The sequence below is a fragment of the Kordia sp. genome (assembly GCF_050633145.1).
In the GTDB taxonomy this organism is placed as follows: Bacteria; Bacteroidota; Bacteroidia; order Flavobacteriales; family Flavobacteriaceae; genus Kordia.
Genome location: NZ_JBOEFY010000004.1, coordinates 295,919 through 308,731 on the forward strand (window position 1 = coordinate 295,919; position 12,813 = coordinate 308,731).

Genomic DNA, 12,813 nt, shown 5'->3' on the forward strand with positions numbered 1-12,813 from the left:
ATAATTCCCTGAATTGCGATATCTGTTTGTTTTTTCACATTCTACTAACCTTTACTTTTAATTCATTATTAATTTTAAAATCATGAATTATGAAAAAAAGAAATCTTAAAAACTTGAGTCTTAACAAAAAATCAATTTCATCTTTAAGCAAATTAAATTTAAATGGTGGAGCAATCAATATTTCAGAAGCTATTGGTTGCGTCACAGCAACATCTTGTAATAATCAGTGCCCTGTTGGGATCACTGACCGTTGTATATCTAATATTTGTTTAAGTCGAGAAGGCTCTTGTTATTTAAATTGCAATTCAGTATATCCTGATGTTTGTTAAATTTAGGATTAATCTATAGCGAACTTCGGTTCGCTATTCTTTTTTATACATTTCCCCACATTATTACACTTCTTTAAAACACTAAATACCAATCAACTACACTTAATAAATAATTCTTCCAAAAACTACGCAAAATAATTGCGCACTTCTACAAAATATTTGTCCTGTCGTTAGTAATAAAACGCTTTTGACAAACGATCTAAAGTAAATTATCGAAACAATATAAAAATAAAACTGACACAGAAAGTTCCTATTATTTTCCTGATCTACTTTCCGTTAGTTTTCAAAAAAAAGACATAAAGAGTTCCTATGTACTGGTTCGACTCCAGTGCTCGCAAGAGTATAGTTGGTTATAGTACTCTTCGTCTTTTTGAAATAGGTAAAAGGTGTTCCTATAAAACATTCATTCAAAGAAAGCATACACCTCACTTATTAATTTAAACAAAATGAAATGAGCCAAAACCATGAATCCATTGAAATTATATGGTTGTTGGCGAATTGCATCTGACAGAATTAATCAAATAAAAATGAACAGATGAAAACATTAAAATTATTTAACGCCGTTGTAGCAAAAGAAAAAACGTCAAGTATTTTTGGTCAAATCTCATACAACAAACCATTCATTACAGATGAAGGTTATATTATTGAAGAAAAAGCGCTTTGGGCTAAAAGAAAAATTATAAAATACTATAAAGATGAAAAGCTAAGCGGTAACGATTTAAACAAAACTTTTTATAAATCATGGAATACGATTAAAAATCACGCTCGTGGTCAATTTTTAATCGAGCAAATCAAGCATTATATTTCTACGTATGGTAGTAATTTTCAAGCTGAAATTTTTATTCCTGCGCAAGTATTAAACATTCCAGATGTAAAATTATCATACAAAGTCATCAAAGCATACACAGTTGCAGAAATGCAAGAAAAATGTTTGTCTTTGTTACAATCTGGTATGGCGTTAACATCGGAAACTGTTGATGATTTGATTTCAATCTTGGCAGATGAATTACAATACACATTCACGGGTAAAGAAAACATCAAAAACAAAGAAGCAATTGTAAAATTAGCGGAGTTTTATGATATCTATCCTGAAAGTGCAGTAGAATTTTTCAGATACATTATCTACAGAAGTACAGACACGACTTTATTGATTAAAAATGATGAATTGATCGAATTAATTAAAAACAGTTCGTACAATCCGACACAAGCATTCAATAAGTTTGGTTTAGAGAAATTGGCTGAAATCTTCAATCGTTTCAAACCTTTATTCTTAGCATATAAAAGTAAAGCGCCAAAAACGATTAACAAGATTAGCAAGCTTTCAAAAAAGCATCACAAACCATTGGTTTCAAACCCATTAAACAATGTAACAAATATTTTATTAACAACGAATGATGTACGTTGGTTAGACAATGCAACGCCGTTTGCATTATTCAAAGCATTATCGGCGTGTTACAGTCGTATGAATGGTCAAGATGCGTTTTTATACAGAATTCGTAATGGTAAATCGTGGGTAAAATCAAATACAGTAACTGATGTAAATGAGCAAAACTACAAGTTCATTCTCAAGTATATTAAAACTCGATTTGATTTATCTGATAAGAAAATATTCTTGCCAGAAGATGTAAAATATGCATTGCCTACTTCCGAAAAAATGTATGTTGGTAACATTCCAACTGGTACACGTTTTTATGGTAAAAAATTGGCAGTTGGTATTTATTGGAAAGATGCTTGGGGCGCAAGAGATTTGGATTTATCTGGTTTAAATATTGGTGGTAAAATTGGTTGGAATGCAGCCTACAACCAACAAAATGGTGACTTAATGTATTCGGGTGATATTACCTCTGCGCCAAATGGTGCAGCAGAATATTTGTACGCCAACAAAGGGTTAAATATGCCAACATTGGTAAATAACAATGTATATTCTGGTAGTGCAACCTGTGAATACAAAATCATTATTGGTAAAGGTGATTCCATCAATTACGATTACATGATGAATCCGAATAAATTGTTTGCCGAAATAAAATGTACTTCGGTACAATGGCAAACCGTTTTAGGTATCATGATTCCAAAAAAAGACAAACAATGCTTTGTTTTGTTAAACTTTGGTGCTGGTCATGCGCGTGTTTCTGGTAACTCAGAAATCTCAGATTTGGCTACAAAAGCATTATATCAACAATGGAATAAACCATTATCATTCAATAAAATCGTAAAGATTTTAGGTGCAGAAATTGTAACTGTAAAGGAACAAGCAGACTTCGATTTTTCTTTGGATACCTTAGAAAAAGATAGTTTCTTAAAACCTTTCAAACAATTAAAATAACTTGGGCGTAACCACAACAGTACACTTCGACTCCGCTCAGTGTGCTATTGTGGTCGCGTCTTCGTTACTCGCTTTTAAAAAGAGCTCAAACAGGTCACTCAACCGCTTACGCAAAATCAACTACCTTACATCAAGTCCACAAGACATTTATAAGGCATTAATTAACATAGCAAGGCAAACCTCAGAGTATTTAAATCTCGATTATCGAGCCAACAACTATTTCTTTGGCATACTAGTACCTTCAAACTGAATATACGAAGCATCATTCATTGATTTAAATGCATCTATTACGTCATTCAGTTCATATACATTTTTATATCCATAACCATACAGGTTTATATATGTCGGAATATTCAATGCCAACATCAATGGCTGATTATTCATAGGCAATGCAATTTTTGACGCAAAATGAATCGGATCGTTCTGAATATTATTATTGCAATAAATCAAAATTTTAGTTTCTGGGTTTGGTATTAAACGCTTTAAATTTCGTTGCGTAAACTTTGTAAAAGGTAAATTCACAGCGCCTTTTATATGACTTCTTTTGTATAAATCTTCAGCCCTCGCATCTAAAATAACAACATCTTCTGCTTCGCTCATTTTCTCAAAAGTTTCCAAATTGATCATGCGCGCAGCTCTATGCTTTTCTACTTTCTCGACCAACGTTTTGTAATCATCAAAACTCACCAAAGGTTTACTATCGGGAGAATTATTAAACTGTTGTGTAAACAGATCTATTGGCTCCAAAGGATCATCTGGCGTTTGCAATTCTTGTGCGATAATACTACAGAAAACAACCATCACTAAAAAAACAAAAATTCTAACTTTCATGATATTTAATTTTAAACGAAACTAAGCATTCAAAACACTTTATGTAACTTACAATGAGTAAACTGGTCGTATGAATTCGTAAACACATTTTAACTACGCATAATAATTGCGCAATAATGATTCAAATTTGTTCTATAATTAAAAAACAAATGAAAACAACTGTAGTACATATCGAAAAATTAAAGCAGGCAATGGCCAATGGTTATATTCATAACTGTAAACATCCAAATGCAAATCTTTGGATATATAACTACACACAATCTGTGCAATACGAGCAATATTGGACCAAAGAAACCTTGCAATGCAGAGGATTGATCTTGGATGAAAATTACAACATTGTAGCAAATACAATCCAGAAATTTTTCAATGTAGAAGAAATTGGATACGATCAGTTACCAAACATACCTTTTGAAGTATTTGAAAAAATGGACGGTTCGTTAGGTATTTTATATTGGTTAGATAACACGCCATATATAGCAACCAGAGGTTCATTTACGAGCAAACAAGCTATCAAAGCAACCAAAATATTGCATGAAAAATACGCCGATTCTTTTAATAAAATAGATAAAAGTAAAACCTATATGTTTGAAATTATTTATCCAGAAAACAGAATTATTGTAGATTACGGTACAGAAGAAAAATTGGTTTTATTAGCAATTATAGATACCAAAAGTGGACAAAATGAAACATTGCAGGATATTGGTTTTCCATTACCAACACGTTATGATTTTACTTCCTTATTAGAATTGAAAGCATTCAATTGGAAAAACCAAGAAGGGTTCGTAATTCAATATAAAAATGGTTTTCGAGTAAAGATTAAGTTTGAAGATTACATTGAATTACATAAAATTGTAACGCAAGTTTCGTCATTAACTATTTGGGAAACCTTAAAAACAGAAGGAACTTTGATGCAATGGATTAAAAATGTGCCAGACGAATTTTACACTTGGGTACGAAAAGTAGAAGCAGATTTACAAGCTAATTTTTCCAAAATTGAAACCATCGCAAAAGCGGAATATAAAGAAATGGAAACCGATAGCGAAACCGCAGCATACTTTAAAACTTGTGAATATCCAGCAGTGTTATTCGCAATGAAAAACAATAAAAAATACGATCAAATCATTTGGAAATACATTCGTCCAACATTCGAAAAAGCATTTTCAAACGAATTTAATTAAGTATAAGAAATTATAAATCTTAATGATATCAGTTATTGTCAGTTCGAGCATTATCAAAATTCAACTACAGTTGAATCAATGACACCTAGCAAAGTTACCGAGAAGCTAAAGAGTATTTTTATTGAATCTCGACTGCGCTCGATTTGACATTAGTGTTAATCAATTGAAGAAAAAATATTATGAAAAAAATAATCATACTAAAGGGAATTCCTGCTTCAGGGAAATCAACATACGCAAAGAAACTCATTGCAGATAGTCCTGGAATGTACAAACGTATCAATCGTGATAGTTTGCGTGCCATGTTGGATAATGGACATTTCTCTAAAGGAAATGAAAAATTCATCAAAAGAACACGCGATTTTTTAATCAAAGAAGCGTTGATTCATGGAAAACATGTCATTGTCGATGATACAAATCTTGATAAATCGAACTTAGAACGAATTCAACAAATTGCAGCAGCATACAGAGAAGAAACAGGACATCAAGTGAAAGTAGAAGAGAAAATTATGGAAATTGATGTTGATGAAGCAATTGCAAGAGATGCAAAACGTGAAAACCCTGTAGGACGAGAAGTCATTCTAAAAATGCATAAACAATTGCATGGAGAAAAAAGATTGAAAAACGAGATCAGGGAACAAGACGCTTCGTTGCCAAAAGCAATTATTTGCGATTTAGATGGTACGTTGTCACTAATCAATAATAGAAGTCCGTTTGAAGGCAACAAATGTGAACATGATTTACCAAACATTCCAATTGTCAATTTAGTCAAAAACTATAAAGACTTAGGTTTTAAAATCTTGTTACTATCTGGCAGAAGTGCTGCGCATCAACCAGAAACAGAGCGTTGGTTAGAAAAACATGAAGTGGACTATGATGCCTTATGGATGCGAAAAGTAAAAGACAACCGTAAAGATTCCATCATTAAAGAAGAATTATTTACAGAAAATATTGAAAACAAGTATTACATCGAATTTGTATTAGACGACAGAAACCAAGTGGTTGATTTGTGGAGACAAAAGCTACAAATCCCTTGTTTGCAAGTCTTCTACGGGAACTTTTAATCAAGAAATCATGAAACCTACATATCAAATATTTGGCTCAAAAAGTTCGGAAGATTTAGATGTATGTTTTTTTGTAGACAGTTTAGATGGTATCAGAGGAAATCATGAAGTTGTAAAAATGTATACAGCACAAACGAATTTCAATACGTCAAAACCTGTAAATGCAAATTTGGCAATTGTAGAAAATGGTATTGTCATAGAAAATTTTAAAGGCAGTGCTGACGAACTCAACAACGCGCTATATACAACTTACGATTTGCACGATCAGAAATTTAAAAATCATATCCAACATATGGTTTCAAGAGATTTACAATCGCGAATTGTACGTTGTGCGCGTACGCTAGTTGGGAACTTTACACGAACCGATTTGCGAATACAAGCAAAAGCAGCAATTCGTGAAGATGTTGATACGCAACTTGATTTTTTAGCTACGATTCAACTCGAAAAATATACAGATTTTGGCAAAAACGGTTCGGTCATAGAAGTGTATAAAACTTTGGCGTTTCAACTAGGAATGACTCTAGCTTTACTTAACAACAAAGAAGTATATACAAAAGAAGCGATCATAGCATTATTTCCTGAATTGGAAAACTATATATTACGAAAAGAGCAAAATTCGGAAGCGTTACAAAAGCATTTAAAACTGTTTATAACGTTAGTAAGAAACAATACAAAATCATGAAAAAAAATAAAAATCCTTGGCAAATAATCGTGACTATAGTGAGCTTCATAGCTTTTCTATTTGTACTGTTATTACTATCTCCTTGGATTTATATAAAAAATCGAATTTGGGGACGAAAATTGCGAAAAAAGATAAAAGTTCGTTTAAAAGAATACGATGGAAAAATAATATTTCTATATGGCGAATATCACACATTTGACTTTGTATCTTACTTTCAGCAACATCATCCCGAAATAACTTGTTTTGAAGTTCCAAATCATCCGCCAACGGATCCGTTCATTACGTATTTAAATGCTAGAAATCCACCAAAAAGCTTACCACAATTAGCTAAAATTATAGATGAATATCCGCTAAGAAAAGTACATTACAATTCGTTTAAACATTATGTTCGAAGGAAAAAAGATACTGACAGTTTTTACGAACTTATAGAACGTTCCATCAAAAATCTAAAAGAAGAAGTATAAAGAAATTTCAATCATGAAACCTAGTCTCACAAAAATTGACAATTTTCCGTATCAATACTTTCAATATGGCTCTAAAAGCTCTACAGATATTGATGTAATTATTGTGCTACCAAAAGCAGAAATGCCAAGTACGCAAGAAGAACGCAAACGGAAACTAAAACAATTGAAACTCCATTTTCAACTGGATTGGAATGCAATTTTTGTAGTGATTGAAGATGGAATTTTAGTCGATACTATTTACACAAAATCATGGATAGATTCACTCAACAATGCCTTTTATCACACGCATAAACATCATGAACAATTGTTTAAAATTCCTGTTACAAGAACTGTCAAACGAAATAAAACTCTGGCAATTTACAAAGCAGTCAGAACAATTTTGACCATGTTGACACGAACGCATTTACGAACGAAAGTTAGACCTATTATACGTGGAATTCATCCGTTTCAATTAAAGCTAGAGGTTCTAAAAACAATTGATTTTTCAAAAATTGAAAGCTTCAACCAAAAAAATACACCTGATGCTGATGCTTGGAAAATAATCGCGTTCTATTTAGTACAGAATGAATTACTCATCACACAAAATATAGAAGTATATTCGAAAGAAAAATTACTAAAACATGTTCCTGAAGTTTCAGATTTTATTCTCAGAAAAGAAATCAATCTAAAGGCTAAAAACACGTTAACACAACTAAAAAACAAATGGCTACAAACAGTTATTGACTTTGGAGATTTCAAATCAACAGAAAACATACTTTCATGTAACAATGAACGTGTAGATATGGTCAAAGAAATTGGTTTATAAGCTAAAAAATAACAACATGAACACACAAAAAATAATTGTACTATCTCCCAACTTTTCAGAAGATTCTATGATTATCAATCAGGCAACGATTGATACGGAATTTACTGCGATGCGATTTGGTAGTTGGAATGTTCCTGCGGAATATCAAAAAGATGTTGTGGCGGTTTATGGCGAAGATTTATTCACAACGATTGTGGCCGAACAATGCAATCTAAAACTCCTAAAACCTACGGACGATTGGTTGGCAAGTGTTCCGCTAAAATATACCTTACGAAACATAACGTATGATCGTTTTGGAAACATTCAGAACGTACAAAACAAATTTATAAAACCTGTCGATTTCAAATTTTTCCCTGCTGGTGTGTACACTTCCGTGGAAGAAATCCAGGGGTATAGTACGATTGATGCAACTATTGAAGTCTTCGTTTCCGATGTCGTACGTTGGACGATTGAAGTTCGCTGTTTTGTCATTGATAGAACCATTCAAACATGGTCAACCTACATTTACAACGGAGAAATTGAACTAAAAGATTCTATAGAAAAAAGCGAGGAAACAGAAATGCTGAACTTTCTCAATAAATTTCTAACCGACAAAACCATCGATTTACCAAAAGCAGTCGTCATTGATGTTGGGTACATTCCTGAAAAAGGTTGGGCACTCATTGAAGCAAATCCTGTATGGAGTTCGGGCGTCTATGCGTGTGATCCTAAAAAAGTAATTCAGACGATTGTGAAAAGTTGTGAGAAAGTGAAAATTTAATTTTAATGAATCAGAAAAATCTAAAAAACAAAGTATATAAAGTACTCTTTGAGAAAATTTCAGAAGAAAATTTCAAAAAAGACATACAAATATTAACCGATGTTTATAAGCCTAAACCTGACTCTTTATTGTATGATTTGACACTCATAAATAATACATCAGATAATTTTAAAAAATGCTTACTAGAAGTTATATCAAAATATACAACTAAAGAAGAATTGATAAGTCTTAAGATTTATCAAGAATGTATGAAGATAATTTCGGCTAGAGATAAAGAGACTGTTTTTCTTCATTCAGCAAAACTAGCAGAAATTTATAATCGTAGTAAAAATCAGTATCAGATCCTATTTGATTTTCAAAGGTTAAATGACGAACTATCTTATATAAAAGATGATTTAGTTAAAACAAAACAAGAAGACGTATACTTCAATCTCAAAAAATCTGCTCGCGCAATTACTGACGAATATAATCGCTATAAAAAGAAACAACAATGGAATAACTTTCTTCAAACTTCTTTAAATATTATAAAACATAAAGAACCTATACAGCTTAAACAAAAAAAGCAAATTATAGATAATGCAATTAATGAGCTTGTAAACTTAGAATCCAAATCTAGGATAAAACGATTATTAAAAGAAAATGGGTTCAAAGATGAAGAACTTGAAAAAATAATGGAAGTTGCTGAAAACACTTCTATAGAAATAATGAAAAAAAGATTATATCCGATGTTAATCATTGGAATTATTTTAACTGTATACAGTACTGTAATACTAACTAATGAAAATAATCAAGGCTATTACGCTCTCATCATTTTTTTAATTGGAATTGGATTGCTGATTACCGTTTTTATAATGTTTTGGAAGATCAAAAAGAAAAAATAAACTATCATGGCAACAAGAAGCAGAGGAAAAGAAGGAAGTGACGATCGTTTATTTGGCGATCCTAAAATGCAATCAAAAATACGAGAAGCTATCAAAGATATGTCGTATTTATTGAGTAGAGGATTCTCTGAAAAATCGTCATTGCCATTAGTTGGAAATCGTTACAAACTCAACAATCGTCAACAACGTGCCGTACAAGGAATGAGTGAAGCAAATCATAAACTTGAAAAACGTGCAGAAAATTGTTTACAACCAAATCAGTTAGCTGAAAAAGAAGTCATGCTCGATGGTTTTAATGTATTAATCATGCTAGAAAGTGCTTTATCTAGCGCCTATCTTTTTAAAGGTTTAGATGGTTGCTATCGCGATTTATCAAGCGTACACGGAACCTACAAAAAAGTAAAACAAACGCCAGAAGCCATTCAACTCATTGCAAACTTTCTACAAGAAAACAAGGTAAAAAAAGCAACGTGGATCTTTGATAAACCTGTTTCCAATAGTGGACGTTTAAAAACAATGTTACGAGAATTCGCAGACAAAAACCAACTCAATTGGGAAATCATTTTAGACAATAATCCTGATAAGTTAATTGCTGAAAGCGGAAAAATTGCCATCAGTTCTGACGCATGGGTTTTAGACAATGCAACAACTTGGTGCAATATGGTGCGACACATTGTAGATGAACACATTCCTCAGAAAAATGTGGTGGAATCTGAATAAAACAAACTACGCAAAAATATTGCGTAATCAAATTTTATCTTCGAGCTAAAGTTAAGAAATAAAAATCATGGAATTTTCAGAAAAGCAGTTAGAACTACATCTAAATAAGATAGATAAGAGACAAGAAAAACTTTTTCAAATCTCTCAAGTCGTTCTCAATTTATTAGAAAAAAAAGGGAATCTAAACTTGAAACTATGTGTGATGACAGTTTTAAAAAGATCCATTTCTACAATGGAAGGAATTACAACTTTAATTAAGGCAAAGAATTTCACATGTGCTGCGCCATTATCTAGAATATATCTTGACAATTTAATACGACTTCATGCCTTTAGTTTATGTGACAATCCAAATGAAATTGCTACTCAGGTTTTATTAGGCAAAAAAATAAGAAATTTAAAAGATCGAGAGGGAGAGAAAATGTTTGATAATTATCTAGTTAATTCACTATCTGAAGATTATTCATGGATAACAAATGTTTATGATGCTACTTCTGGTTATGTACACTTTAGCTTTCAACATTATAATGATATGATAGTCAAACGAGAAGATTTAGAAAATGAAATAAGAACAATTTACTATATGTCAAAAGATGATCCTCATGTAAAAATAGGAAGTTGGCTGGAATTAACTACTCTAATTATAGAAGTGTCTTATGCCTTAACAAAACTTATACATTCTTTATTGGAAAAAGATTTAAAAAGTCTAGAAAATGATTAACAAAATAGTATAAACTTTGCTACGCAAAAATATTGCGCAATCAAATTCCATCTTTGAACTCAGAAATACAAAACAACTAAAAATATAAAATCATGCAAACTAAAAAAGGTACCGTGTATTGAATTACTAACAGATAATTCAATACAAAATGAAAACATGTAAAAACAAGAAAATTTACAATTTCAAACAAGCTCACAAGCGTAAAAAAAGAACGCGAGCTGCTAAAAACCCTTGGACAAGCGATTCTAGTGAATTCCGAAGAAGTCTAAATAGAGAATATCGCACAAAATGCAAAGTCATTCTCAGAAAAAAAGTAGCAGGACAAGAAATAGAATTTCCATTACCTCAAAAAAATCTTTTGTGGTATTGCTATTAAAAAATAGTCAAAATGAAAACACGAATACTAGAAAAACTCAACGAAATAGAACGCGATAACAATATCGAAATCTTATTCGCTGTCGAATCAGGAAGCAGAGCTTGGGGCTTTGCTTCTCCCGATTCCGATTATGATATTCGCTTTGTGTACAAACACAAATCCGATTGGTATTTGAATCTTTGGGAACAAAAAGATACGATTCAGTTTATGACAGAAGATGAATTGGACGGTGCTGGTTGGGACATTAAAAAAGCATTAAAATTGCTAGCAAAATCGAATGCTTCCTTACTAGGTTGGCTCTTCTCTCCTATTGTATACAGAAGTTCTGGAACGCTTTTGGAAGAGATGAAAACCGTTGCTAAAGACAATTTCAATCCTGTTGCTGGTTTCTTTCATTATCACAGCATGAACAAAAATTTTGAAGAAACTTTAGACACCAATGAAATGACCTTAAAAAGTTATTTCTATGCCATACGAACAGCTTTATGCGCGAATTGGGTTTACAAAAAAGAAACTGTTCCGCCAGTAAATTTTCGTGAATTATATCCGCTTTTAGATAAAGAATCTTGTTCTCTTTTAGATGAATTGATTCTACTAAAAAGCAAACACATTGAAAAAAGTGATGCTCCAGTAGATATACGTTTAATCAATTTGGTAAAACGCATTGTCACAGAAAATGATGAAGTTCGAAACGATTTGAAAAATATAAAATCAAATCCTGAAGAATTCAATAAACTATTCATAAAAACAATATAGAACAGATGAAATTACACATACCAGAAGATTATACAGAATTTTTATATTGGATAAAAGAAACAACGGAAGCTTTTTGGAGCAAAAATCCAGAAACTTCTGAAGATGATTTTGTTTGTGAAGATTGGGCTTATGGTGCAAAATGGTTGGGCATGACCGAAGAAGAAATCGATCAAACAGAAAAAGAATTCAATTTAAAATTCACGCAAGAACATCGTCAATTTTTAAAAATATTACACGCTATTGATAAAAAGGAAGTATATACGTATGAAGATGATGAGACAGGAGAAGTTACATCTCAAGAAAGTTCATTCTTTTACAATTGGATCACAGATAAAGAAGAAATAAAAGACACAATGTATTGGCCATACAAAACAATGCTTTCTGATGTAAAGGGAACAAATAGAGTTTGGCTAAAATCGTGGGGAAACATTCGACCAAAATCTGATGAAACTAAGGAAAAAATATTTTCGGAATGGTTTGAAAAAATACCAAAATTAATCCCAGTATACGCACATCGATTTATAGTGAGTAATCATAACAATACACAAAATCCAGTGTTATCAATTAGAGGTTCGGACACCATTGTATACGGCTGGAATATGCGGCACTATTTATTAAGAGAACTCGAAGAACATCTGAATTTATTTGACGATGTATATGATAAAGAAGATGAGGAATGGTATCCAGAAAGAAAACCAGAAGTACAAAAAATTCATGATGTAGAATTTGGAACTGCAAAAACAAAATCCATTCCTGTAATTGAAGAAATGATTTTATATTGGAGCTCTGGTTGGTCTAGTTTTGGGAAAGAGAATCCAAATAAAGTAGAAGGATCTTTACAACCCATAACAAAAACATTTGTTGCGCAAGATGAAGATGGAGAACATAACGATCAACAAAAACAATTTAATTCGTTTTAAAGTAATACA

Annotated in this window: 14 protein-coding genes; 13 read left to right on the top strand and 1 reads right to left on the bottom strand. The window is 31.9% G+C overall.

Annotation, left to right across the window (positions count from 1 at the left end):
• The first annotated feature begins 89 nt into the window (after positions 1 to 89).
• Positions 90 to 329, top strand: coding sequence for a hypothetical protein (locus ACRBBL_RS03505; RefSeq protein WP_431367657.1), 240 nt, complete (start codon positions 90 to 92; stop codon positions 327 to 329).
• A 535-nt stretch (positions 330 to 864) separates the two neighbouring features.
• Positions 865 to 2,652 carry a hypothetical protein gene (locus ACRBBL_RS03510; RefSeq protein WP_431367658.1) on the top strand — a complete coding sequence of 596 codons (1,788 nt, stop codon included), beginning with the start codon at positions 865 to 867 and terminating at the stop codon, positions 2,650 to 2,652.
• 216 nt (positions 2,653 to 2,868) lie between these two features.
• Here the strand turns inward: ACRBBL_RS03510 and ACRBBL_RS03515 are convergent, their stop codons facing one another.
• A complete protein-coding gene (locus ACRBBL_RS03515; protein ID WP_431367659.1) occupies positions 2,869 to 3,483 on the bottom strand; it encodes a rhodanese-like domain-containing protein in 615 nt (204 codons plus the stop codon).
• A 149-nt stretch (positions 3,484 to 3,632) separates the two neighbouring features.
• On the opposite strand from ACRBBL_RS03515, the gene ACRBBL_RS03520 reads away from it, so the two are divergent.
• The 11 genes from ACRBBL_RS03520 to ACRBBL_RS03570 all read left to right on the top strand — a co-directional run bounded on the left by ACRBBL_RS03520 (position 3,633) and on the right by ACRBBL_RS03570 (position 12,804).
• Complete coding sequence (locus ACRBBL_RS03520) at positions 3,633 to 4,661, top strand: T4 RnlA family RNA ligase (RefSeq protein WP_431367660.1); 1,029 nt, start codon at positions 3,633 to 3,635, stop codon at positions 4,659 to 4,661.
• Positions 4,662 to 4,840: 179 nt separating this feature from the next.
• Positions 4,841 to 5,722, top strand: coding sequence for an AAA family ATPase (locus tag ACRBBL_RS03525; RefSeq protein WP_431367661.1), 882 nt, complete (start codon positions 4,841 to 4,843; stop codon positions 5,720 to 5,722).
• A 10-nt stretch (positions 5,723 to 5,732) separates the two neighbouring features.
• Complete coding sequence (locus ACRBBL_RS03530) at positions 5,733 to 6,404, top strand: hypothetical protein (RefSeq protein ID WP_431367662.1); 672 nt, start codon at positions 5,733 to 5,735, stop codon at positions 6,402 to 6,404.
• Positions 6,401 to 6,868 (top strand): hypothetical protein, encoded by a 468-nt coding sequence (locus ACRBBL_RS03535; protein WP_431367663.1) that lies wholly within the window; start codon positions 6,401 to 6,403, stop codon positions 6,866 to 6,868. Before ACRBBL_RS03530 ends, ACRBBL_RS03535 begins: the two co-directional genes overlap by 4 nt.
• A gap of 13 nt (positions 6,869 to 6,881) precedes the next feature.
• Entirely contained in the window at positions 6,882 to 7,673 is a 792-nt protein-coding gene (locus tag ACRBBL_RS03540; protein ID WP_431367664.1) for a hypothetical protein, read from the top strand.
• Between the two features lie 16 nt (positions 7,674 to 7,689).
• A complete protein-coding gene (locus tag ACRBBL_RS03545; protein WP_431367665.1) occupies positions 7,690 to 8,433 on the top strand; it encodes an ATP-grasp domain-containing protein in 744 nt (247 codons plus the stop codon).
• A 5-nt stretch (positions 8,434 to 8,438) separates the two neighbouring features.
• Entirely contained in the window at positions 8,439 to 9,314 is an 876-nt protein-coding gene (locus ACRBBL_RS03550) for a hypothetical protein (RefSeq protein ID WP_431367666.1), read from the top strand.
• A gap of 6 nt (positions 9,315 to 9,320) precedes the next feature.
• Complete coding sequence (locus ACRBBL_RS03555; RefSeq protein WP_431367667.1) at positions 9,321 to 10,034, top strand: DUF434 domain-containing protein; 714 nt, start codon at positions 9,321 to 9,323, stop codon at positions 10,032 to 10,034.
• A gap of 67 nt (positions 10,035 to 10,101) precedes the next feature.
• Positions 10,102 to 10,752: a hypothetical protein gene (locus ACRBBL_RS03560; protein WP_431367668.1), complete on the top strand. Its 651-nt coding sequence runs from the start codon at positions 10,102 to 10,104 to the stop codon at positions 10,750 to 10,752.
• A 388-nt stretch (positions 10,753 to 11,140) separates the two neighbouring features.
• The gene (locus tag ACRBBL_RS03565; RefSeq protein WP_431367669.1) at positions 11,141 to 11,884 is read left to right on the top strand and encodes a nucleotidyltransferase domain-containing protein; all 744 of its coding nucleotides are present in this window, start codon (positions 11,141 to 11,143) and stop codon (positions 11,882 to 11,884) included.
• 5 nt (positions 11,885 to 11,889) lie between these two features.
• Positions 11,890 to 12,804 carry a hypothetical protein gene (locus ACRBBL_RS03570; protein WP_431367670.1) on the top strand — a complete coding sequence of 305 codons (915 nt, stop codon included), beginning with the start codon at positions 11,890 to 11,892 and terminating at the stop codon, positions 12,802 to 12,804.
• The last annotated feature ends 9 nt before the right edge of the window (positions 12,805 to 12,813 follow it).

Excerpts from the sequence above, each read along its gene's own strand:
- ACRBBL_RS03505 (WP_431367657.1), top strand. The coding sequence starts at position 90 with ATGAAAAAAAGAAATCTTAAAAACTTGAGTCTTAACAAAAAATCAATT.
- ACRBBL_RS03510 (WP_431367658.1), top strand. The coding sequence starts at position 865 with ATGAAAACATTAAAATTATTTAACGCCGTTGTAGCAAAAGAAAAAACG.
- ACRBBL_RS03515 (WP_431367659.1), bottom strand. The coding sequence starts at position 3,483 with ATGAAAGTTAGAATTTTTGTTTTTTTAGTGATGGTTGTTTTCTGTAGT.
- ACRBBL_RS03520 (WP_431367660.1), top strand. The coding sequence starts at position 3,633 with ATGAAAACAACTGTAGTACATATCGAAAAATTAAAGCAGGCAATGGCC.
- ACRBBL_RS03525 (WP_431367661.1), top strand. The coding sequence starts at position 4,841 with ATGAAAAAAATAATCATACTAAAGGGAATTCCTGCTTCAGGGAAATCA.
- ACRBBL_RS03530 (WP_431367662.1), top strand. The coding sequence starts at position 5,733 with ATGAAACCTACATATCAAATATTTGGCTCAAAAAGTTCGGAAGATTTA.
- ACRBBL_RS03535 (WP_431367663.1), top strand. The coding sequence starts at position 6,401 with ATGAAAAAAAATAAAAATCCTTGGCAAATAATCGTGACTATAGTGAGC.
- ACRBBL_RS03540 (WP_431367664.1), top strand. The coding sequence starts at position 6,882 with ATGAAACCTAGTCTCACAAAAATTGACAATTTTCCGTATCAATACTTT.
- ACRBBL_RS03545 (WP_431367665.1), top strand. The coding sequence starts at position 7,690 with ATGAACACACAAAAAATAATTGTACTATCTCCCAACTTTTCAGAAGAT.
- ACRBBL_RS03550 (WP_431367666.1), top strand. The coding sequence starts at position 8,439 with ATGAATCAGAAAAATCTAAAAAACAAAGTATATAAAGTACTCTTTGAG.
- ACRBBL_RS03555 (WP_431367667.1), top strand. The coding sequence starts at position 9,321 with ATGGCAACAAGAAGCAGAGGAAAAGAAGGAAGTGACGATCGTTTATTT.
- ACRBBL_RS03560 (WP_431367668.1), top strand. The coding sequence starts at position 10,102 with ATGGAATTTTCAGAAAAGCAGTTAGAACTACATCTAAATAAGATAGAT.
- ACRBBL_RS03565 (WP_431367669.1), top strand. The coding sequence starts at position 11,141 with ATGAAAACACGAATACTAGAAAAACTCAACGAAATAGAACGCGATAAC.
- ACRBBL_RS03570 (WP_431367670.1), top strand. The coding sequence starts at position 11,890 with ATGAAATTACACATACCAGAAGATTATACAGAATTTTTATATTGGATA.